This window comes from Rhodococcus sp. BP-160, assembly GCF_019836205.1.
Lineage (GTDB): Bacteria > Actinomycetota > Actinomycetes > Mycobacteriales > Mycobacteriaceae > Rhodococcoides.
On sequence record NZ_JABUEK010000003.1, the window covers coordinates 192,149 to 212,365 of the forward strand.

The following is a 20,217-nucleotide window of genomic DNA, read 5'->3' on the forward strand; positions in this document are numbered from 1 at the left end:
GGCCGTCACGTCTCCTTCCCCACAGCGGCGCCGGACGACTCCGCCGGTGCGGCCCACGACGGGCTGCGCTTCTGCAGAAAGGCCATCATCCCCTCCCGCGCCTCGTCCGATGCGAACAGCCTCGCGGACTCCTCCGCCAGGTCCGCGCCCCGGCGGTCGAACTCCTCGAGCATCGCGGCGGTGGTGAGGCGTTTCGACGCCGCGAGACCCTGCGGTGACGACGGACGGATCGTCGCGACGAGTTCGGCCACCGTGGCCCCGGTGTCGGCCGCAGCCTCGGTGACGAGCCCGATGGCCTCCGCCTCGTGCGCGCCGAACGTCTCCGTCGTCAGGAAGTACCGGCTCGCCGCACGCGAGGTCATCCTCGGCACCACCGTCAAGGAGACGATGGACGCGGCCAATCCCAGCCGCGCCTCCGTCAGCGCGAACGAACTCTTCGGCCCGGCCACCACCAGATCGCACGCGCCCACGAGGCCCATACCGCCGGCACGCACATGCCCGTCGATCCTGCCGATCACCGGCTTCGGCGTCTCGAGGATCGCCCGCAGCAGCGTCAGCATCTGCTCGGTGCGTGAGGAGACGGAACTGCCCGCCTCCGTGAGATCGGCACCTGCACAGAATGTTCCGCCGGTGTGGGTGAGGACCACGGCGCGGACGTCCCGATCCGCGCCCGCGTCGCGGAGCGCCGCCGTCAGGTCGTCGACCAGGGCGGTGGAGAGGGCGTTGCGATTGTGCGGGGTGTCCAGTGTCAGAGTCACCACGCCCTCCGACCGATCGACCCGCACAGGTGGTCCGTCGCCCCGACCGGCCTCCGGCCTGCCCGGGCCCCGACCGGCCTCCGGCCTGCCCGCCATCAGTAGCTCTTCGGCAGGCCCAGCGAGTGCTGGGACACGAAGTTCAGGATCATCTCCCGACTGACGGGAGCCACGCGGGCGATGCGCGCCGCACCGAGCATGGACGCGAGGCCGTACTCCTCGGTCAGGCCTGCGCCGCCGTGCGTCTGGATGGCCTGGTCGATGGCCTTGATGCTGGCCTCGGCGGCCGCGTACTTCGCCATGTTGGCCGCTTCCGCCGCACCGAAATCGTCACCGCTGTCGTAGAGCACCGCGGCCTTCTGCATCATCAGCTTCGCCAGTTCGAGCTCGATCTTGCACTGCGCCAACGGATGCGCGATTCCCTGGTGCGCCCCGATGGGGCTCTTCCACACGGTGCGCTCGTTCGCGTACTTCACCGCGGCGTCGAGGGCGTAGCGGCCCATGCCGACGGCCATCGCCGCACCGAGGATGCGCTCGGGGTTGAGACCCGCGAACAACTGCATCAGCGCCGCGTCGGGCTCACCGACCAGCGCCTCGGCCGGCAGCCGGACGTCGTCGAGGAACAGCGTGAACTGATGATCGGGCTCGATGATGTCCATGCGCATCTGCGTCTTGTTCAGGCCCGGTGCATCGGTCGGCACGATGAACAGCGCCGGCTTCAGCTTCCCGGTCTTCGCGTCCTCCGTACGGGAGACGATGAGCACCGCGTCGGCCTGGTCGACGCCGGAGATGTAGATCTTGCTGCCGCGCAGCACCCACTCGTCACCGTCGCGTCGCGCGGTGGTGGTGATCTGGTGGGAGTTGGAGCCGGCGTCGGGCTCGGTGATGCCGAACGCCATGATCGCGGAGCCGTCCGAGAGGCGGGGCAGCCAGGACTGCTTCTGCTCGGGGGTGCCGTACTTCGCGATGATGGTGCCGCAGATCGCCGGGCTGACGACCACGAGCAGCAGGCCCGCACCGAACGAGGACATCTCCTCTTGGACCAGTGCGAGCTCGTAGATGCCGGCACCGCCGCCGCCGTACTCCTCGGGGAGGTTCACCCCGAGGAAGCCCAACTGCCCGGCCTCGTGCCACAGTTCGGTGAGTGCCTCACCCTTGCGTGCCTTGGGCAGCACGTAGTCGATGTAGTTGTGGCGCTTGCCCAGTCCGGCCACCGCGGCGCGGAGGCTCTTCTGCTCGTCCGTCTCGATGAAGCTCATGCCTGATCTCCTTCTGCTGCGACGACCGCCAGTACGGCGTCGACGTCCACCTGGTGTCCCACGGTGACCGTGAGCTCGGTCAGCACGCCCGCCGCGGGTGCGGTGATCGTGTGTTCCATCTTCATGGCCTCGAGCCACAGGATCGGTTGGCCGGCGGTGACGGTGTCGCCGACGGCAGCACCGATCCGCACGACGCTGCCGGGCATCGGTGCCAGCAGCGATCCGGCGGCGACGATCTCGCTCGGATCGACGAACACCGGAACCCGTTCGAGCCGTACCGGTCCGAGCGACGAGTCGACGAACACGGCGTCGCCGTGGACCGCGACGTGGAACTCGCGTCGCACACCGTCGGCCAGCAGCACCACCCGGTCGGACTCGGCCCGGACCAGCGCGCAGTCGTCGACGTCGGTGACGAGCGTTCCGCGCGACAGCCGGTACTCGGCGACGATCTCGGTGCCGTTCACCGCGTACGTCTTGCGTTGCGGCACGGAGGCGAGGTTGCGCCAGCCGCTGGGGAGGGATCGGCCCACCGTCGCCGATTCTCTCGATCGGGTGGCGTCCGCGAGCGCTGCGGCGAGTGCGGACAGCCGCACACCCCGGTCGTCGACGAGCGGCCGAGCGAGGACCGCCAGATCGTGCGTCGCGAAGAACGCGGTGTCGGTGTCGCCCGCGAGGAACGCGGGGTGTCTCAGCACCGTGACGAGCAGGTCGCGGTTGGTGCGCACCCCGTGAATGCGCGAGCGCAGCAGCGCTTTCGCCAGGATTCCGGCCGCCTGCTCCCGGGTGGGCGCGTACGAGATCACCTTGGCGAGCATCGGGTCGTAGTGGGTCCCCACCACGCTGCCGTCGACGATGCCCGAGTCGACTCGCAGGCCTGTCCGCGTGAGCACCTCGAACTCTCGCGCTCCGTCGAACTCGACGTGGTGCACGACGCCGCTCTGCGGCTGCCAGTCGCGCGCCGGATCCTCCGCGTACAGACGCACTTCGATCGAGTGTCCGCGCGTGGTGGGCTGCTCGGCCGGGAGCGCTCCGCCCGCGGCGACGTGGATCTGCAGTGCCACCAGATCGAGACCGGTGGTGCACTCGGTCACCGGGTGCTCGACCTGCAGGCGCGTGTTCATCTCGAGGAAGTAGAAGTTGCCGCGCTCGTCGCTGAGGAACTCGACGGTGCCGGCGCCCTCGTAGTCGAGCGCCTCGGTGGCGATGCGCGCCGCCTCGAACAGCTTCTCCCGCATACCCGGAACGCGCTCGACGAGCGGAGACGGTGCCTCCTCGACCACCTTCTGGTGGCGTCGTTGGATGGAGCACTCCCGCTCGCCCACCGCCCACACCGTGCCGTGGCGGTCCGCCATGACCTGGACCTCGATGTGGCGGCCCGTCTCGAGATAGCGCTCGCAGAAGACCGTCGCGTCACCGAAGGCGGACAGCGCCTCCCGCGACGCCGCGTCGATCTCGTCCTGCAGTGCGTCGAGTTCACGCACCACGCGCATACCGCGACCACCACCACCGGCGGACGCCTTCACGAGCACCGGCAGGTCGTCCTGCGTGACGGACGCGGGGTCGAGCCGATCGAGCACCGGCACACCGGCGCTCTGCATCATGGCCTTGGACTCGACCTTCGACCCCATCGACTCGATCGCCTTCACCGGCGGACCGATCCAGGTGAGGCCCGCATCCTGCACGGCGCGCGCGAACTCCGCGTTCTCGGACAGGAACCCGTAACCGGGGTGGATCGCGTCGGCGCCCGCGCGCTGCGCCGCCTCGATGATCAGGTCTCCGCGGAGGTACGTCTCCGACGACGCGGAACCGGGCAACCGGACGGCGACGTCGGCGTCGGCGACGTGCGGTGACGCGGAGTCCGGATCGGAGAACACGGCAACCGTGTCGATGCCCTCGGCGCGGCAGGTCGTGAACACGCGGCGGGCGATCTCGCCGCGGTTGGCAACGAGTACTGACGAAATGGTCATGACGGTCACATCCGGAAGACACCGAAGTTGGCGGTGCCCTCGATCGGGGCGGAGGCGATGGCCGACAGGCACATCCCCACCACCGTGCGGGTGTCTCGGGGGTCGATCACGCCGTCGTCGTACAGGCGTCCGGACAGGAACATGGGAACCGACTCGGCCTCGATCTGCTGCTCGATCATCGCGCGCAGACCCGCGTCGGCCTCCTCGTCGAACGCCTGTCCGCGGGCCTCGGCGGAGGCGCGGGAGACGATCGAGATGACGCCCGCGAGTTGGGCACCGCCCATGACCGCGGACTTGGCGCTGGGCCAGGCGAAGAGGAAGCGCGGGTCGAAGGCGCGACCGCACATGCCGTAGTGCCCGGCGCCGTACGACGCACCGAGCAGCACCGAGATGTGCGGGACGGTGGAGTTCGAGACGGCGTTGATCATCATCGACCCGTGCTTGATCATCCCGCCCTCCTCGTACTCCTTGCCCACCATGTAGCCGGTGGTGTTGTGCAGGAACAGCAGTGGCGTGTTCGAACGGTTCGCCAGTTGGATGAACTGCGTCGCCTTCTGCGACTCCTCGCTGAAGAGGACGCCGCGGGCGTTGGCGAGGATCCCGACCGGATACCCGTGCAGTTCCGCCCATCCGGTGACCAGAGACGAGCCGTAGAGCGGCTTGAACTCGTCGAAGTCGCTGTCGTCGACGATGCGCGCGATGACGTCGCGGGGGTCGAACGGGATCTTGAGGTCGGCCGGCACGATACCGAGCAGTTCCTCCTCGTCGTACCGGGGCGGGAGCACCTCGGTGCGCGGCGCCGGACCCTTCTTGTGCCAGTTGAGCCGCTTCACGATGCCGCGGCCGATGCGGATGGCGTCCTTCTCGTCCGCGGCGAGATGGTCTGCGAGACCGGAGGTCCGGGCGTGCATGCGGGCGCCGCCGAGCGATTCGTCGTCGGTCTCCTCGCCGGTGGCCATCTTCACCAGCGGCGGTCCGGCGAGGAACACCTTGGACCGCTCCTCGATCATGACGACGTGATCGGACATGCCGGGGATGTAGGCGCCGCCGGCGGTGGAGTTGCCGAACACGAGGGCGATGGTGGGGATGCCGGCCGCGGAGAGGCGCGTCAGATCACGGAAGATGCGGCCACCCGGGATGAACACCTCCTTCTGCGTGGGGAGGTCGGCACCGCCGGACTCGACCAGTGAGATGACCGGCAGCCGGTTCTGCATTGCGATGTCGTTCGCTCGCAGCGTCTTCCGCAGGGTCCACGGATTGCTCGTGCCGCCCCGCACGGTGGGGTCGTTGGCGACGATCAGGCACTCGACGCCGCTGACGACACCGATGCCGACGACCACGCTGGCGCCGACCGGGAAGTCCGTGCCCCAGGCCGCGAGCGGGCACAGCTCCAGGAACGGCGAGTCCGGGTCGACGAGCATCTCGATGCGCTCGCGCGGGGTCATCTTGCCGCGGCCGCGGTGCCGTGCGACGTACTTCTCGCCCCCGCCGCCCAGTGCCTTGGCGTGTTCGGTCTCCACCTCGGAGAGCTTCGCGATCATGGTGTCGGCGGCCGAGACGTACGCGTCACCGGAGCTGTCGAGTCGGGAGGTCAGAGTCGTCATGCGGTGTACCCCAGTCGCTTCGCGGCCAGCGAGGTGAGGATCTCGGTGGTGCCGCCGCCGATGCCGATGATGCGCATGTCGCGGTACTGACGCTCGACCTCGCTCTCGGCCATGTAGCCGAGTCCACCGAACAGCTGTACCGCCTGCGAGGCGACCCATTCGCCGGCCTCGACCGCGGTGTTCTTCGCGAAGCACACCTCGGCGATGCAGTCGTCGCCGTCCTCGACGTGGCGATCGATCAGTGCGTGCGTGTACGTGCGGGCCACGTCGATCTTGCGGTGCATCTCGCTGAGCGTGTTCTGCACCGCCTGACGGGCGATGAGCGGCTTGCCGAACGTCGAGCGGTCCCGCGTCCACGCCACCGTCAGATCGAGGCACCGCTGCGCCGAGGAGTAGGCCTGCGCGGCCAGCGCAGCGCGTTCGGAGACGAAGGCCTGCGCGATCTGGGCGAACCCGGAGTTCTCCGGGCCCACCAGGTTCTCCACGGGCACGCGCACGTCGGTGTACGACAATTCGGCGGTGTCGGAGGCCCGCCATCCCATCTTGTCGAGCTTGCGGGACACCTCGAATCCGGGTGTGCCGCGCTCGACGACGAGCAGCGAGACGCCGGCCGCGCCGTCTCCCCCGGTGCGGACGGCGGTGACCACGAAGTCGGCCCGGCACCCCGAGGTGATGTAGGTCTTCGCGCCGTTGACGACGAAGTGGTCCCCGTCGCGCACCGCTCGGGTGCGCAGGTGTCCCACGTCGGATCCGCCGCCGGGCTCGGTGATGGCCAGCGACCCGATCAGCTCGCCGTCGAGCGTGGGCCGGACCCACTTCTCGAGGTGGTCGGGGTTGCCCGCAGCGACCATGTGCGGCAACGCGATCCCACAGGTGAACAAGGACGCGAACAGGCCGCCGGACGCACCCGCCTCGTGCATCTCCTCGCAGATGACCGTGGCGTCGACCAGCGAGCCGCCGCCACCGCCGACCGCCTCGGGGAACGGCGCCCCGAGCAGACCGATCTCGGCTGCCGCGCGGTGCAGGCTGCGGGGAATCTCGCCGTCACGCTCCCACTCGGTGAGGTGCGGCAGCACCTCCCGGTCCACGAACCCCCGGACCGTCTTACGGAGTTGCGCTCGGTCGGGGCCACCCCAGGTGCTCATGCGAGTCCACTTTCTGCGAGTACTGATTCGGGTATCGGGACGTGCCGCGATCGCAGCCACTCCCCCAGGCCCTTGGCCTGGGGATCGAAGCGAGCGCCGGATGCGACGCCCTCTCCTAGAATCCCGTCGACGACGATGTTCACGGCCCGCAGGTGCGGGAACTCGTACCGGTGCACGCGCAGGCCCGCCGTCTCCGGGAGCAGCGTCGTCACCAGCTCGGTGGTGAGAGTCGACCGGAGCCAGGCCCACGCGGCGTCGCCGCGCACCCAGACCCCGACGTTGGCGCTGCCGCCCTTGTCACCGCTGCGCGCCGCCGCCACCGTGCCGAGCGGCAGCGTGCGTGTGGGTTCGGCCGGCGGGCGGCCTGCGGGCGCGTCGGACGGGTCCGCCTCGACAGCCGTGGTGACGGTGGGCGGTGCGACGTCGACGCGCGTGCCGTCCGCGAGAACCGCCACGTGCCGCGGCACCGCCTGATCGACGAACCCGGCCTCGAAGATGCCGTAGGGCGACCCCTGACCCGGAGGCGTCGTCACACAGAAACCGGGGTAGCTCGCCAGCGCGAGTTCCACTGCGGCAGCGCTGAACACGCGACCCACACGCTGCGGATCAGCGTCGCGGACGACGACACGGAGCACCGCACTGGCGGCCTCCTCGGTGTCGGCGTCAGGGTGGTCGGTGCGCGCCAGAGTCCAGTCGACGTCGCGCGGCGGCGGCGTCAGCGCCTCGGTCATCTGGGTGCGCACCAGGCCGGCCTTGGCCTCGATGTCGAGCCCGGTGAGCACGAAGGTCATCTCGTTGCGGAACCCGCCGAGCGTGTTCCGGGAGACCTTGAGGGTGGGCGGCGGCGCCTCGCCGCGAGCCCCCGTGACCAGCACGCGGTCGGGTCCGTCCTGCGAGACCCGCACCGTGTCGAGCCGCGCGGTCACGTCCGGGCCGAGGTAGCGCGGGCCGGTGATCTCGTACATCAACTGCGCCGTCACCGTTCCGACCGTCACGGCGCCGCCGGTGTTCTCGTGCTTGGTGATCACCGACGACCCGTCCGACCGGATCTCCGCGAGGGGGAACCCCGGTCGACGCAGATCCTCGATCTCACCGAAGAAGGAGTAGTTCCCGCCGGTCGCCTGGGTTCCGCATTCGATGATGTGGCCGGCGACGACGGCGCCCGCGAGTTCGTCGAGGTGATCGCGGGTCCACCCGAACCGGGAGATCGCCGGGGCCACCACCACCGACGCATCCGTGACGCGTCCGGTGACCACGACCTGCGCCCCGGCGTCCAGGCACGCCGCGACACCGAAGGCGCCGAGATAGGCATTGGCGGTCAGCGGGGAGCCGAGGCCCAGTTCCTCGGCGCGGTCGTGCAGATCGTCTCCCTCCACGTGGGCGACCGAGACGGTCAGACCGAGACGGTCGGCGAGGGACCGAACCTCGTCCGCCAGTCGTGCGGGCGCCAACCCACCGGCATTGCTGACCAGGGTGACGCCCTTGTCGAGTGCAGTGCCCAGGCACTCCTCGAGCTGCCGCAGATACGTCCTGGCGTAGCCGCGCGTCGGATCCTTCATCCGGTCGCGTCCGAGAATGAGCATCGTCAGCTCGGCCAGGTAGTCGCCCGTGAGGACGTCGAGATCACCGCCGTCGAGCATCTCGCGCATGGCCGACGCCCGGTCACCGTAGAAGCCGGAGCAGTTCCCGACCCTGATCATCTCCGTCACGACGCGACCCGCACGTCCCGGCCACCGCCGGGGGCACCCGCGAACGCCTGCGCGAGACCCAGCCACGTCGCCGCGTCGTCGCCGACGGCCACGAGGTCGGTGTCGTCACGGTGCACGCGCTGCGTGACGAGCAGGCAGAAGTCCGGAGCGGAACCCGTGACACTCTGCTCCGCGTCCTCCGGCCCCCACGACCACTCACTCCCGTCGGGAGCGGTGAGCACGACGCGGAACGGTGCCGACGGCGGCGTCAGTCCGCGGATCGCGTAGGCGAAGTCGCGGGTGCGTACGCCGATGTGCGCGACGTGACGCAGCCGCTCGGTGGGTTCCCGGACCACGCCGAGGGCGTCCGCGACGTCCTGACCGTGTGCCCAGGTCTCCATGATGCGCGCGGTGGCCATCGACATCGCGCTCATCGGCGGGCCGAACCAGCGGATCTTCACGCCGTCGGGCACGTGTGTCAGGACGTCGAGCAGTTGCACTCGGCCGAGCCGCCATCGCGACAACAGGGTGCTGACCTGCTCTCCGGCGAGTGCGTCGGCAGCGGAGTCCACGAACGAGTCCGGACTGCCCATCGCGTCGGCGATCACCGCGTCGAATGCCGCTTCGGCGTCCTCGTCACCGGAGGCGCCGGCCGTCGTCAGCGCGGCGACGTGGTCGGTCCAGTGCAGGTGAGCGATCTGATGCGCCACCGTCCAACCGGCCGCCGGGGTGTCCGTGCGCCACGCGGCGTCGTCGGCATCGGCGACCAGCGCGTCCAGCGCGTCGCCCTCCGCACGCAGGTCCTGCAGCAACACCTCGAGAGCAGCCATGCCTGGAACGGTCGCACCCACGGGCCAAAAAAGCAAGCATGCTTGCTTGTTCTTGGACGTTGTGACGAACTCCAAAACAATCCGTGGCACCATCCATCCGCAGCGCAGGTCCGAAAGCCTGGTTTACGGTGAATCCCACAGGCGGTTGGACGCTTTACCGCACGACACCCATCACGACGCTCGCGACACGCCGGGCGGGACGAGGCCGCCCGCGAATGCGGGCACCGAAGGGAACGGGACCCGACATGGTCAGTGCACGAGACGGACGACCGGGGCAGGCCTACAGCGCGCCGGGCGCCTTCACCACGGCCTTCAGTCCGGGCGTCGGACCCCGAGCCGAGTACCCGGTGCCGGAACCGGTGCGGCACGACGAGACCGGGTACGACGAACCCCGGTACGACGACGACGAGCCGATCGGCGAACTCGAGGCTCGCTACGAGTGGATCGTCGGCCTCATGTCGTCGTTCACCGATCAGCGCGTCGTGCGGTGGATCATCGCCTTCTTCACCGCGTCGATGGGCGTGTGCGCCACCCTCGAGATCCTGTACGGCTTCGGCGGCACCACCACGTTCACGGTGGGCGTGCAGATCGGCTGCGCGGCCTTCGCGTTCGCCGCCGCTCTCTGGTGGACGGTGACCTCGTGGCCGCGGCTGCACACCGCCTTCGCCTTCGTCGTTCTGTCCAACCTGGGCATCCTCGCCGCGAACCTCAGCGCCGACATGCCGCCCGCCTACGCCGTCGGGAAGACCACCTTCTTCGTGGTGCTCGGCCTGTTCGCCGGTGTCTTCCTCGATCGCTGGATGCTGGCCACTCACATCGCGATCGCCGGTGTCGCCGTCACGTCCATCATCGGCTACAACATGCTGTTCGAGGACGTTCCCCCGCTGGGCGCGCTGGTCGTGTGGGCACCGGTCATGTCACTGGTCATCGCCGTTCCCGCACTGCTCTACACGTTCGTGCGAGCGGTGCGGCTCGACCAGTCCTGAGCCACTCTCCGCGAGTACGTCCGTGGTGTCGTGATCGCGAGTGGAATCACGACACTGTCGACGTACTCGCGGTGGGGGGGTGGCCTCGGGGCTCACTCGTCGATGCTGGACATGTCTCCGTAGCGTGCTCCGGCCACGGCCGATGCGGGCACCGCTGCCTCGAGTTCGTCGAGGATCTCCTGCGTCACCGCGACGTCCGCCGCTGCCACGTTCTCCTCGAGGTAGCGCACGCGCTTGGTTCCGGGGATCGGCGCGACGTCCTCGCCCTGCGCCAGCACCCACGCCAGAGCCAGCTGACCGGGCGTGCATCCCAGCCGGTCCGCGATCTCACGGATGCGCGCCACGAGCGCCAGGTTCGCCTCGAGCGCCTCGCCCTGGAACCGCGGGAAGTACGCGGTGCGGCGCGAGTCCTTCTCCGCCAACTCCGACTCGTGTGCGATGGCGCCGGTCAACAGCCCGCGACCGAGCGGCGAATACGGGACCAACCCGATGCCGAGCTCACGGAGCGTCGGGAGCACAGTCTCCTCGAGATCCCTCGTGAACAGGGAGTACTCGGTCTGCACGGCCGTGATCGGGTGCACTGCGTGCGCCCGACGGATGGTCGCGGCCGACGCCTCGGACATCCCGAGATGGCGCACCTTGCCCGCCTGCACCAGCTCCGCCATCGCGCCGACCGTGTCCTCGATGGGGACCGACTTGTCGACGCGGTGCTGGTAGTACAGGTCGATGTGGTCGACACCGAGCCGCGACAACGACGCGTCGCAGGCCGCGCGGACGTACTCGGGGGTGCCGTTGATGCCGAGACGGGTGCCGTCGGCGAGTCGCTCGTTGCCGAACTTGGTGGCGAGCACCACCTGGTCCCGACGGCCGGCGATGGCCTCGCCGACCAGCTCCTCGTTGACGAACGGGCCGTACATGTCGGCCGTGTCGAGGAAGGTCACACCGAGTTCGAGAGCGCGGTGGATGGTGGCGATGCCGGAGGCGCGGTCGGTGTCGCCGTAGAACTCGGACATACCCATGCAGCCGAGGCCGAGGGCGGAGACGGTGAGAGGGGACTGCGTACCGAGGGTGCGTGAGGTGAGCGTCATGCCCCCACTCAACGTGCTGGAGTGCGCTCCAGGTCAAGCCTGCCGACGTAGAGCTCGATCTTGTGGTCGATCGCGCGCAGATGACCGGTCACCTCGGCGAGCTGCGCCAGCACCCGTTCCCGATGCGCGCGGAGGGCGTCGAGCCGCTGCTGCTCCGTCCCCTCGCCCTGACGCACCAGGTCGGCGTAGTGCCGCACCTCCGCGATCGACATCCCGGTGGCGCGCAGTCGGGTGATGAGGACGATCCACGTGATGTCGTCGTCGCTGTAGCGGCGCTGTCCGGTGGACGACCGCGGCACCGCGCGCAGGAGCAACCCGTCGCGCTCGTAGTACCGCAGCGTGTCGATGGTCAGCCCGGTCTGCTCGGACGCCTCCGCGATGCTGTGACTCACCCCGTCAGCTTAGGCATCAGCGGAAGAGCGGGAACTTCCTCTTGGTGGCGAGCGCGTCCATGCCGGACTGGATGGAGCGCCGCACCTCCTCGTACTTGGCCTCCACGTACTCCTCGTCGTCCACGCGGGCGAGATCGTGATCCACCTCGACGGGCGGCATGAAGCGGGTCCGGATCTTGGCGGGCAGCGGGATCTGCGGAAGTGCGGCCGGCGCGATGATCCACGGCAGCGACACGGCGATGGGGAACACCTTGAGTCGCGCGATCTTGTCCAGCCCCAACATCTTCGAGAGCTTGTCACCGCGGACCAGCACGGGCATGGCGTCGGCACCGCCGACGGTGGCGATCGGCACGATCGGCACCCCGCAGCGGATGGCGAGCTTGATGAAGCCGGTGCGCCCGCCGAGGGTGGCGACGTCACGTTCGCTCCACGGTCGCAGCGAGTCGACCTCACCTCCGGGCCACACGATGACGTCGCGCCCCTCGGCCAGTGCCGTGGACATCGAGTCTGGAGCAGCGGGCAGCACACCCATCGACCGGAACACCGTGCCGATGAGGGGGAAGGCCATCAGCGCATCGTGCGCGGTGCCGTGCAGCGTGCGTGACGGGCCGAACCGTCGCCACCACTGCGCCCCCACCGTCCAGGCGTCCCACACGAACGGTGCACCCGAATGCACGCCGACCAGCAGCACCGGTGGCGGCGGGATGGTCTCCCACCCGTCGATCTCCATGCGGAAGTACTTGTCGACGAGCGGGTTCCAGAACTTCTCCTGGCGCCGCATGCTGTCGACGTCCTGGTCCGTGAGGTCCCAGTCGCCGGCGCGCGAAGCGACCAGGCCGCCGAGTCCACCGGACGCGTTCTCGCGCTTGTCCTTCATCGTCAGCCGGGCCGCGGCGGCGACCCGCTCGGCCTGGTCCTGCAGCTCGGGATCGCGATGGTCGGTAGGGGAAACGTCTGTGTGATCGGCGCCACTCATGAGGCCGAACCTACTGCACGGTCAGATGCGCCGTACCCCGGTTGCACACAGGCCGTGACGAATCAGCACATCCACCCCCGGGGCGGTGGTTCGTGTGCAGCCTGCGCACGCCTCACCTCGTCGAGGTCCGCCGCACGACGTGCCACTCCGGTGTCGCGACGGGCTCACCCGCGAGCACGGCCCGCGCAGCGCTGCGCCCCTGCTCGTACAGCGACTGGGCCACCGTCGTCAGCCCTGCGCCCGCCGCTTCCTCGGTGTCGTCCCACCCGACCATCGCCAGGTCGCCCGGCACCTGCAGGCCGCGGTCCCGCACCACCGACAATGCCCCGAGCGCCATCTCGTCACTCATCGCCAGCACCGTGTCCGGCAGCGCGTCCAGGTGATCCTGCATCGCGCGCGTCCCCTCCGAGCGGAAGCTGCCGGTGCCGAACGCGACGGGCACCGCGGACCAGTCGAGCCCCAGCGCCTCGGCAGCCGCGCGGTAGCCCCGCAGACGGTTCCTCGTCACCGGGAAGTCGATCGTCTCCGGATCCGGTCCGTGCACGAGGCGCCGCTCCCGATGCTCGTCGGCAGGAAAAGCGAGCACCAGCGGTCGCGCGGCACCCGCGAGGGCGATCAGGGCGACCGCCTCGGCCGCGGCGGCGTCGTCGATGCTGATCAACGTCGTGCCGTCGTGCTCCGGACCGCCCTGCACGCACACGGGTCGCCCGGTGGCGACGGCCGCGTCGAGCAGTGGGTCCCCGGTGACCGTGGTCCAGAAGACGTACCCGTCCACGGCGGCGTCGCGCACCCGGTCGACGTCGCGGGCGACGCGCGTGTTCGGCAGGATCACCAGGCCGGTGTCGGTGTCGAGGCACGCATCGGCCACTCCTGACAGGAACCGGCGGGCCTGCGGGTCGTCGAACGCGTACGTCAGCTTCTCCGTCAGAAGCACGGCGAGGTTGTTGCTGCGGCCGCTGCGGAGCGACTGCGCGCCCCGGTGCGGGCCGGTGTAGCCGAGTCGCTCGGCGGCGTCGAACACCTTCGCCCGCGTCTCGTCCGACACCCGCTCCGGCCGCCCGTACGCGTAGGACACGCTCATGACCGAGACGCCGGCCGCCGCCGCGACGTCGGCCATGGTGACGCGTGTGTGCGAGGTCATCGATCGTCACTCTATCGCCCATCGGAGACCGTGTGTATCGTTACACAGCATGTCCACGGCACCTCCGCGCGCGAACACGCCCGCTCTGCTCGTCCTCGGCGCGACCGCGTTCATCTACGTCACGGCGGAGACGCTGCCGGTGGGACTGCTCCCCGAGATGTCCGCCGACCTCGGTGTCGGCGAATCGGCCATCGGGCTGCTGCTGACCTTCTACGCGTACGCGGTCGCCGTGATCACGTTGCCGCTGATGGCGGCGGTGAAGTCGTGGGACCGTCGCAAGGTCGTCGTCATCACCGCCGGCGCACTCGCGGTGTCGCAACTCGTGTCGGCGGTGTCCGTCGGCTATCCGATGCTGGTCGGAGCACGACTGATCTGCGCGGCCACCCACGGTGTGTTCTGGGCCGTGGTGGCTCCGGTCGCGGCGTCACTCGCCGCACCGGGCAAGCGCGCGAAGGCCATCGCGCTCGTCTACGCCGGGACGTCGTTGGCACTCGTCGCGGGCAATCCGCTGACCGCCGCCCTCGGACAGTGGACGCACTGGCGCGTCGCCGCGGCGACGCTCGGCGTCGTCGCGCTGGCCATCACCGTCGCCCTCACCCGGTTGCTGCCCGCTCTCCCGGTCGCGACTCCGGTCGCCACCACGGCCACGTCGCGCCCCGGCATCAGCCGGGTGCTCGTCCTGCTGTGCGGCATCACGTTCCTCGCCGCGCTGGGCCACTTCGCCGGCTACACGTACTTCGCGCTCGTGGTCGGCGAGGGCATCGGCACATCGGGGAGCGTGCTCTCGACCATGCTGTTCGTCTACGGACTCGCCGGCGTCGCCGGCATCTGGCTCATCGGTCGCACGTACGACCGCGGTCCGTGGCGCTCGACGATCGTCGTCCTCACCGCCATCACCACGGCGCTCGCGGCGCTGGTCCTGGCGCTGTCCACCGGATCCGGCGTGCTGGCGATCGTCGCCATCGCTCTGTGGGGCATGGCCTTCACCACCATCCCGGTGTGCATCCAGTCCGCCGTCCTGCACTCGGCACCGGCCGGGGCCGCGGCGGACCGCGCGTCGGCGATCTACGTCGTGACCTTCCAGGTGGCCATCGCGACGGGTGCCCTGGTGGGCGGCGGCATCGTCGACACCCTGTCGGTGACGGCGGTGCTGGTCTTCGCGGCCGTCACCATGCTGCTGGCACTGCTCGGGGTCCTCGCCGGGCGGTCGGCCTTCACGGCTCCGACGGCTCCCGTGCCGGTCGCTGCGACCGCATCCGCTCCCTGACCTCACGCCAGGTCCGGGGCGAGATCCCCGCGTCGCGACGGGTCTTGCGGCGGGCCACCAGCACACCCGTCGCCGCCACGGCCCAGACCGCGTACTGCGTGAGCCACGCGACGCGGAACGCCTCGAAGGTGTAGCCGCCCATCGCGTTCAGAATGGCGCCCATGGCCTGCATCACCAGCAGCGATGCGAGGAAACCGCCGATGTTCACCATGCCCTGGGCGGTGCCGAGCGCGACCGACGGATTGAACGTGCGCGCGTAGTCGAAGCCGATGGCCGACCCCGGACCACCGACCGAGATGACGATCACCAGGACGAAGAGCAACCACGTCGGCGCGGGTCCCGGAAGAGCGAGCACCACCGCCCACATGAGGGCGTTGCTGGCCATGATCGCCAGCACCATCCACGACCGACGCATGGGATAACGCCCCGTCAGGATGCCGACGACGATGCCCGACACGATGGCCGACACCACCGACGTGGTGAGCAGCGCGCCCACCACCGCGGACGACACCCCCTGCGCCGAACTGAGGTAGGGCACTCCCCACATCAGCGCGAACACGGTGATGGAGAACTGCGTCCCCATGTGGGAGAAGAAGCCGAGCCGGGTACCGGGCCGTGACCAGACGACGGAGATGTTGCGCACCGTCTCGCGGAACGTCACCCGCGGCGCGCTGCCGGGTCCGGGATCGGGCGAGTTCGAGACGGCGAGGAACGCCGCCAGCGCGACCACCACCCCGCTGGCTGCGGCCGCGCCGTAGGCGACGGACCACCCCCCGCCGTGCAGCAGCGTCAGGAACGGCACCGCGGACAGCACCTGCCCGACCTGCCCGAAGATGCCCGTCAGCTGCGAGACCAGCGGAACCCGGCGGGGCGCGAACCACTTCGGCACCAGCCGCAGCACCGAGATGAACGTCAGCGCATCACCGACACCCACGACGGCACGGGCCGCCACCGCCACCGGCAGCGAGTCGGTGAACGCCAGGATCATCTGCCCCGACGCCATGACCAGCGCTCCCGTGACGATCATCGCGCGCGGACCCACCCTGTCGAGCAGCACTCCCGCGGGGATCTGCATGGCCGCGTAGACGACGACCTGCAGGACGACGAACGACGACAGCACCGACGGACTCGCGGCGTACCGATCCGCCGCGTCGAGCCCCGACACACCGAACGACGTGCGATGCAGGACGCCGACGATGTAGGCGAGGACACCTGTTCCCCAGACGATCCACGCGCGCATGCTGCTCAGTCTCCCGGGTAGAGTCCGCACCCATGACCCACGGTCACGCCCACCACGACACGCTGCCTGACGACGGCCGGCCTCCGGCCTCCCCGCTGCCCATCCTGGTGCTCAACGGTCCGAACCTGAACATGCTCGGAACCCGCCAACCCGAGGTCTACGGCACCGAGACGCTCGACGACGTGGTCGCGCTGTGCCGCGAGACCGCGGAACGCCACGGACGCACTGTCCGCGCCGAGCAGTCCAATCACGAGGGCGCGTTGGTCGACTGGATTCACGAGGCGCGCGGGACGGCGTCGGGAATCGTCATCAACCCGGGCGGCCTGACCCACACGTCCGTCGTTCTGCGCGATGCTCTGGTCGTGCCCGAGATCCCCGTCGTCGAGATCCACATCTCGAACGTGCACGCCCGCGAGGAGTTCCGACACCACAGCTTCGTCTCGGGGATCGCCGTGTCGGTGATCGCCGGGTGCGGCGTCCGCGGGTACCGCTACGCCGTCGACGAGATCTGCGCCCGCACGTCCTGACCATCACGTCGGAAATGAGCACCATGGACCTCTCCCCCGTCACCAGCCACGAACTCGCACCACAGCCGCCGACGGGCGAGGGGTTCGAGACCGCGTGGCCCATCCGCGCCGGCGACGTCGACACCGCGAACCGGCTGCGCTACGACTCCGTCGCCCGGTACCTGCAGGACATCGGGTCGGACAACCTCGACGCCTCCGGACTCGGGGAGACGGATCCGTTCTGGATCGTGCGCCGCACGATCATGGACATCGACCGACCGTCGGTCTGGCCCGAGCGGATCACGTTGCGGCGCTGGTGTTCCGGTCTGTCGACACGATGGTCGAACATGCGCGTCGACATCACCGGCGACAAGGGCGCGCACATCCGCACCGAGGGATTCTGGATCAGCATCTCGTCGACGACGGGCATGCCGACGCGCATCTCCGACGAGGGGCTCGCGCTGCTCACCCGCACAGCGGGCGAGACCAGACTCAGGTGGAAGCAGTGGCTCCGCGATCCGGCCCCGGAGTCCTCACTGACAGATCTCGCGTTCCCGCTGCGCATCACCGACGTCGACGCGTTCAACCACGTGAACAACGCCGCCTACTGGCAGGCCGTCGAGGAGGTGCTCGCCCGCGCGGAGTCCGGCGAGATCACCGGCGGACCGCACCGCGCGGTCATCGAGTACCTCTCGCCGATCATGGCGCCGGATCACGTCACGCTCCGCTGGCGTCGGCACGACGTGGACGGTGCGCCGGCGGTGACGGTGTGGTTCATGGTGGACGACGCGGTACGCACGATCGCGTGCGTGGTGGCGCGCGCCGGCGCGAGTGGCGTTTCTGCTCCTCTCGCCGACTGAATCGGCGGGATCCCGCTCGCAGGCGGCGCGAGGGGAGCAGAAACCCCGGAGGCCGGTCGCCTACTGCCCGAGCAGGCCGGAGGCCGGTCGCCTACTGCCCGAGCAGGCCGGAGGCCGGTCGCCTACTGCCAGGGCAGGCCGTCGAGCCAGCTCAACACCATCGTCTCGTAGGCGATGCCGAAATCGAGGGTGGCCGCGGCGTAGGGATCGTCGAGCGCGGCGTCCTTCTGCTCGCGATACCGGCGCAGGTTCTCCTCGTGCGTGCTCCGGTGCGCCGCCACTGCCTCGCTCAGCACGGACGCCGGCACGTGCTCGCCGAAGGAGATCATCAGCAGCAGCGGATGACGAATGACCTCCGGCTCGGGGAGCACCGAGATCCAGGCGGCGAACTCTGTTCGCCCCGCGTCGGTGATGCGGTACGGCTTGCGATCACGCGCCTGCGTCTCGAGTTCCTCCACCAGTCCGGCGCGGGCGAGGCCGGAGAGTTCGCGGTAGACCTGGGAGCGCGTGACCGTCCAGAAGCCGCCGATGCAGACCTGCGCCGTGGCGACGAGGTCCCATCCGGACATGGGCCCGTTGTGCAGGAATCCCAGCAGAGAGGCCGCCGTCGCGTTGACGGTGGTGCCACGAGTGTCGGCCATGGCGTCATCGTCCCACACCTTGACAGTCCACAGTGGACAGTGCAGTCTGAGATTGGACATTCCACAGTGGACTGTCGACCCCCGATCTCGACCACCCCGATCTCGACCACCCCGATCTCGACCACCCCGACGAATCGAGCGTTCGATGACCGCACCGCAGACACACGAGCAGGCACTCGCACTCCTCACCGCCGCGGTGGGAGACGGGCGCCTGACCCTGGACGAGTTCGACACCCGCTCCGCGGCCGTGGTCTCGGCTCGCTCCGATGCAGACCTGGCCGCCGTCACCGCCGATCTGCATCCAGCGCCGTCCACACCCGGACATCCGACGACCGTGCCCGCGGCCGCGTGGCTGCGGTGGGCGTCGGTGGTCGCGCTGTGCAGCGTGATCTACGTGATCACCTGCGTCGCCTCGGGATCGATGCTGTACCCCTGGCCCGTCTGGGTGGCCGGGCCGTGGGGCATGGTGCTGCTCGTACACAGCATCGCCGCGGCGACACAGGGCCTCGGCACCGTCAGCTGCGGCGCTGCAGCCGCACGGGCTGCCCGTCCTTGGGATACGGCAAGGAGGTGAAGTCGATCGGTGTCGCACGATCGGCCGGCACCGACCACGTGTGGTGGCGCAGGAGGTGGTGCAGCACCATCGTGATCTCGATGGCCGAGAAGAACTGACCCAGGCACGTGTGGACCCCGCCGCCGAACGGTTGCCACGCGAACTTGTGCGGCAGCGCGCGACCGTCGAAGCGGGTGGGGTCGAAGACCTCGGGATCCGACCAGTAGGTGGGATCGTGATGCGTGTAGTGCGGCGTGGCCACCACCATCACGTCGGCAGGCACGTGATGGCCGCGGATCACCGTGTCCCGCACCGTCCATCGCGCCATGGTGGGCAGCGGAGCGAGCATGCGCAGCGATTCCTTCATCACCGCGTCGAGTGCCGTCAGACCCGCCCGCGCCTCGGGTGCGGAGACATCGGGGCCCGCAGCCAGCGACTGCCGGCGACATTCCTCCTGCCACTGCGGGTGTCGGCCGAGCTGATCGACCATCGTGGAGATGGTGATGGTCGACGTGTCGTGCGCTGCCATCAGCAGGAAGATCATGTGGTCGATGATCGCGTCGTCGGAGAAGCGCTCGCCGTCGTCGTCCTCGAGGTGGGCGAGCACCGAGAACAGATCTCGGCCGTCGCCGCGCCGCCGATCCGGAAGATAGTCCCGCAGGAAGTCTTCGAGGAAGCGTCGACCCTTCAGACCCCGGCGCCACCGACCACCGGGCACGTCGAGCCGGACGATGGACGTCGCCGCCTGAACACAGTCGACGAAGGCCTTGTTGACGGCGTCCAGCCGGGTGTCACCGTCGCGCACCCCGCCCATGAACACCTCGGTCGCGAGGCCGAGCGTCAACGACTTCACGGCGGGATAGATCTCGAAGTGCTCCGACGAGTCCCACTCCTGCACGGTGCGGGCAATCAGCGGTTCCATCGCCGCGGCGTAGGACGCGAGACGGTCCTTGGTGAACGCCTGCTGCAGCAGCCGCCGGTGGTGGCGGTGCTCGCCGAGGTCCATGAGCATGAGCCCGTTGTCGAAGAACGGCCCGATGAGCGGCCGCCAGCCGAGTGCGTTGCTGAACGCCTTGTCCCGGTTGGTCAGGATCTCCTCGCACCCGTCGGCGCCGAGCACCAGCACCACGCGCCGGCCCGCCATCGTGTGCCACGAGACCTGCCCGTAGCGCCGCTCCTGCTGCCGCCACAGGGCGAGGGGGTCCCGGATGTACTGCATCGAACGGCCGACGTAGGGGATGCCCGCGCTGCCCATGACGGGACGGAGATCGGAGCCGAGCGGTGGGGCGGCGAGCGCGTGAGCCATGGGGCCTCCTGAG

Annotated in this window: 19 protein-coding genes; 5 read left to right on the plus strand and 14 right to left on the minus strand. The window is 69.6% G+C overall.

Annotated features, from left to right (window positions below):
• Positions 1-5: 5 nt before the first annotated feature.
• The 7 genes from HQ306_RS12690 to HQ306_RS12720 are packed head-to-tail and all read right to left on the minus strand — an operon-like array spanning position 6 to position 9,248.
• Positions 6-854 (minus strand): enoyl-CoA hydratase family protein, encoded by an 849-nt coding sequence (locus HQ306_RS12690; RefSeq protein ID WP_222631753.1) that lies wholly within the window; start codon positions 852-854, stop codon positions 6-8.
• Positions 854-2,014, minus strand: a complete 1,161-nt coding sequence (locus HQ306_RS12695; protein WP_027504609.1) for an acyl-CoA dehydrogenase family protein — start codon at positions 2,012-2,014, stop codon at positions 854-856. Before HQ306_RS12695 ends, HQ306_RS12690 begins: the two co-directional genes overlap by 1 nt.
• Entirely contained in the window at positions 2,011-3,981 is a 1,971-nt protein-coding gene (locus HQ306_RS12700) for a biotin carboxylase N-terminal domain-containing protein (protein ID WP_222631755.1), read from the minus strand. Before HQ306_RS12700 ends, HQ306_RS12695 begins: the two co-directional genes overlap by 4 nt.
• Positions 3,982-3,986: 5 nt before the next feature.
• The gene (locus HQ306_RS12705; protein WP_222631757.1) at positions 3,987-5,585 is read right to left on the minus strand and encodes an acyl-CoA carboxylase subunit beta; all 1,599 of its coding nucleotides are present in this window, start codon (positions 5,583-5,585) and stop codon (positions 3,987-3,989) included.
• Positions 5,582-6,730 carry an acyl-CoA dehydrogenase family protein gene (locus tag HQ306_RS12710; protein ID WP_027504606.1) on the minus strand — a complete coding sequence of 383 codons (1,149 nt, stop codon included), beginning with the start codon at positions 6,728-6,730 and terminating at the stop codon, positions 5,582-5,584. Before HQ306_RS12710 ends, HQ306_RS12705 begins: the two co-directional genes overlap by 4 nt.
• Positions 6,727-8,430: an acyclic terpene utilization AtuA family protein gene (locus HQ306_RS12715; RefSeq protein WP_222632597.1), complete on the minus strand. Its 1,704-nt coding sequence runs from the start codon at positions 8,428-8,430 to the stop codon at positions 6,727-6,729. The genes HQ306_RS12710 and HQ306_RS12715 overlap by 4 nt, the downstream gene beginning before the upstream one ends.
• 5 nt (positions 8,431-8,435) lie before the next feature.
• Entirely contained in the window at positions 8,436-9,248 is an 813-nt protein-coding gene (locus tag HQ306_RS12720; RefSeq protein WP_222631759.1) for a TIGR03084 family metal-binding protein, read from the minus strand.
• Between the two features lie 245 nt (positions 9,249-9,493).
• Here HQ306_RS12720 and HQ306_RS12725 point away from each other — a divergent pair, with 245 nt between their 5' ends.
• Positions 9,494-10,234, plus strand: a complete 741-nt coding sequence (locus HQ306_RS12725; protein WP_156380458.1) for a giguanylate cyclase — start codon at positions 9,494-9,496, stop codon at positions 10,232-10,234.
• A gap of 92 nt (positions 10,235-10,326) precedes the next feature.
• On the opposite strand, the gene HQ306_RS12730 is transcribed toward HQ306_RS12725, so the two are convergent.
• The 4 genes from HQ306_RS12730 to HQ306_RS12745 form a co-directional block, all read right to left on the minus strand.
• Positions 10,327-11,322: an aldo/keto reductase gene (locus HQ306_RS12730; protein ID WP_222631761.1), complete on the minus strand. Its 996-nt coding sequence runs from the start codon at positions 11,320-11,322 to the stop codon at positions 10,327-10,329.
• An 8-nt stretch (positions 11,323-11,330) separates the two neighbouring features.
• Complete coding sequence (locus HQ306_RS12735) at positions 11,331-11,714, minus strand: MerR family transcriptional regulator (protein WP_056441761.1); 384 nt, start codon at positions 11,712-11,714, stop codon at positions 11,331-11,333.
• A gap of 16 nt (positions 11,715-11,730) precedes the next feature.
• A complete protein-coding gene (locus tag HQ306_RS12740) occupies positions 11,731-12,690 on the minus strand; it encodes a lysophospholipid acyltransferase family protein (RefSeq protein WP_056441758.1) in 960 nt (319 codons plus the stop codon).
• Positions 12,691-12,802: 112 nt separating this feature from the next.
• Entirely contained in the window at positions 12,803-13,831 is a 1,029-nt protein-coding gene (locus HQ306_RS12745) for a substrate-binding domain-containing protein (protein ID WP_222631763.1), read from the minus strand.
• 49 nt (positions 13,832-13,880) lie between these two features.
• On the opposite strand from HQ306_RS12745, the gene HQ306_RS12750 reads away from it, so the two are divergent.
• On the plus strand, positions 13,881-15,098 hold the full coding sequence (locus HQ306_RS12750) for an MFS transporter (RefSeq protein WP_027504599.1): 1,218 nt from the start codon (positions 13,881-13,883) through the stop codon (positions 15,096-15,098).
• On the opposite strand, the gene HQ306_RS12755 is transcribed toward HQ306_RS12750, so the two are convergent.
• The gene (locus tag HQ306_RS12755; RefSeq protein ID WP_222631765.1) at positions 15,046-16,338 is read right to left on the minus strand and encodes a nitrate/nitrite transporter; all 1,293 of its coding nucleotides are present in this window, start codon (positions 16,336-16,338) and stop codon (positions 15,046-15,048) included. The two genes, HQ306_RS12750 and HQ306_RS12755, sit on opposite strands and share 53 nt — an antisense overlap.
• A 32-nt stretch (positions 16,339-16,370) precedes the next feature.
• On the opposite strand from HQ306_RS12755, the gene aroQ reads away from it, so the two are divergent.
• Together aroQ and HQ306_RS12765 are read left to right on the plus strand one after the other, a co-directional pair.
• Positions 16,371-16,865: a type II 3-dehydroquinate dehydratase gene (aroQ, locus tag HQ306_RS12760; protein WP_222631773.1), complete on the plus strand. Its 495-nt coding sequence runs from the start codon at positions 16,371-16,373 to the stop codon at positions 16,863-16,865.
• 14 nt (positions 16,866-16,879) lie between these two features.
• Positions 16,880-17,704, plus strand: a complete 825-nt coding sequence (locus HQ306_RS12765) for an acyl-[acyl-carrier-protein] thioesterase (RefSeq protein ID WP_374197691.1) — start codon at positions 16,880-16,882, stop codon at positions 17,702-17,704.
• Positions 17,705-17,826: 122 nt separating this feature from the next.
• Here HQ306_RS12765 and HQ306_RS12770 read toward each other — a convergent pair whose 3' ends face one another.
• The gene (locus HQ306_RS12770) at positions 17,827-18,345 is read right to left on the minus strand and encodes a PadR family transcriptional regulator (protein ID WP_027504595.1); all 519 of its coding nucleotides are present in this window, start codon (positions 18,343-18,345) and stop codon (positions 17,827-17,829) included.
• A 145-nt stretch (positions 18,346-18,490) separates the two neighbouring features.
• Here HQ306_RS12770 and HQ306_RS12775 point away from each other — a divergent pair, with 145 nt between their 5' ends.
• Positions 18,491-18,919, plus strand: a complete 429-nt coding sequence (locus tag HQ306_RS12775; protein ID WP_056441748.1) for a DUF1707 domain-containing protein — start codon at positions 18,491-18,493, stop codon at positions 18,917-18,919.
• On the opposite strand, the gene HQ306_RS12780 is transcribed toward HQ306_RS12775, so the two are convergent.
• Positions 18,861-20,204 carry a cytochrome P450 gene (locus HQ306_RS12780; RefSeq protein ID WP_222631775.1) on the minus strand — a complete coding sequence of 448 codons (1,344 nt, stop codon included), beginning with the start codon at positions 20,202-20,204 and terminating at the stop codon, positions 18,861-18,863. The genes HQ306_RS12775 and HQ306_RS12780 overlap by 59 nt on opposite strands.
• Positions 20,205-20,217: the final 13 nt, after the last annotated feature.

What these genes read in the sequence shown, in the direction of transcription:
- HQ306_RS12725 (WP_156380458.1), top strand. Translation starts at nt 9,494, where the DNA reads ATGGTCAGTGCACGAGACGGACGACCGGGGCAGGCCTACAGCGCGCCG.
- HQ306_RS12780 (WP_222631775.1), bottom strand. Translation starts at nt 20,204, where the DNA reads ATGGCTCACGCGCTCGCCGCCCCACCGCTCGGCTCCGATCTCCGTCCC.
- aroQ (WP_222631773.1), top strand. Translation starts at nt 16,371, where the DNA reads ATGACCCACGGTCACGCCCACCACGACACGCTGCCTGACGACGGCCGG.
- HQ306_RS12715 (WP_222632597.1), bottom strand. Translation starts at nt 8,430, where the DNA reads ATGATCAGGGTCGGGAACTGCTCCGGCTTCTACGGTGACCGGGCGTCG.
- HQ306_RS12740 (WP_056441758.1), bottom strand. Translation starts at nt 12,690, where the DNA reads ATGAGTGGCGCCGATCACACAGACGTTTCCCCTACCGACCATCGCGAT.
- HQ306_RS12765 (WP_374197691.1), top strand. Translation starts at nt 16,880, where the DNA reads ATGAGCACCATGGACCTCTCCCCCGTCACCAGCCACGAACTCGCACCA.
- HQ306_RS12690 (WP_222631753.1), bottom strand. Translation starts at nt 854, where the DNA reads ATGGCGGGCAGGCCGGAGGCCGGTCGGGGCCCGGGCAGGCCGGAGGCC.
- HQ306_RS12745 (WP_222631763.1), bottom strand. Translation starts at nt 13,831, where the DNA reads ATGACCTCGCACACACGCGTCACCATGGCCGACGTCGCGGCGGCGGCC.
- HQ306_RS12775 (WP_056441748.1), top strand. Translation starts at nt 18,491, where the DNA reads ATGACCGCACCGCAGACACACGAGCAGGCACTCGCACTCCTCACCGCC.
- HQ306_RS12755 (WP_222631765.1), bottom strand. Translation starts at nt 16,338, where the DNA reads ATGCGCGCGTGGATCGTCTGGGGAACAGGTGTCCTCGCCTACATCGTC.
- HQ306_RS12730 (WP_222631761.1), bottom strand. Translation starts at nt 11,322, where the DNA reads ATGACGCTCACCTCACGCACCCTCGGTACGCAGTCCCCTCTCACCGTC.
- HQ306_RS12695 (WP_027504609.1), bottom strand. Translation starts at nt 2,014, where the DNA reads ATGAGCTTCATCGAGACGGACGAGCAGAAGAGCCTCCGCGCCGCGGTG.
- HQ306_RS12700 (WP_222631755.1), bottom strand. Translation starts at nt 3,981, where the DNA reads ATGACCATTTCGTCAGTACTCGTTGCCAACCGCGGCGAGATCGCCCGC.
- HQ306_RS12705 (WP_222631757.1), bottom strand. Translation starts at nt 5,585, where the DNA reads ATGACGACTCTGACCTCCCGACTCGACAGCTCCGGTGACGCGTACGTC.
- HQ306_RS12770 (WP_027504595.1), bottom strand. Translation starts at nt 18,345, where the DNA reads ATGGCCGACACTCGTGGCACCACCGTCAACGCGACGGCGGCCTCTCTG.
- HQ306_RS12710 (WP_027504606.1), bottom strand. Translation starts at nt 6,730, where the DNA reads ATGAGCACCTGGGGTGGCCCCGACCGAGCGCAACTCCGTAAGACGGTC.
- HQ306_RS12720 (WP_222631759.1), bottom strand. Translation starts at nt 9,248, where the DNA reads ATGGCTGCTCTCGAGGTGTTGCTGCAGGACCTGCGTGCGGAGGGCGAC.
- HQ306_RS12750 (WP_027504599.1), top strand. Translation starts at nt 13,881, where the DNA reads ATGTCCACGGCACCTCCGCGCGCGAACACGCCCGCTCTGCTCGTCCTC.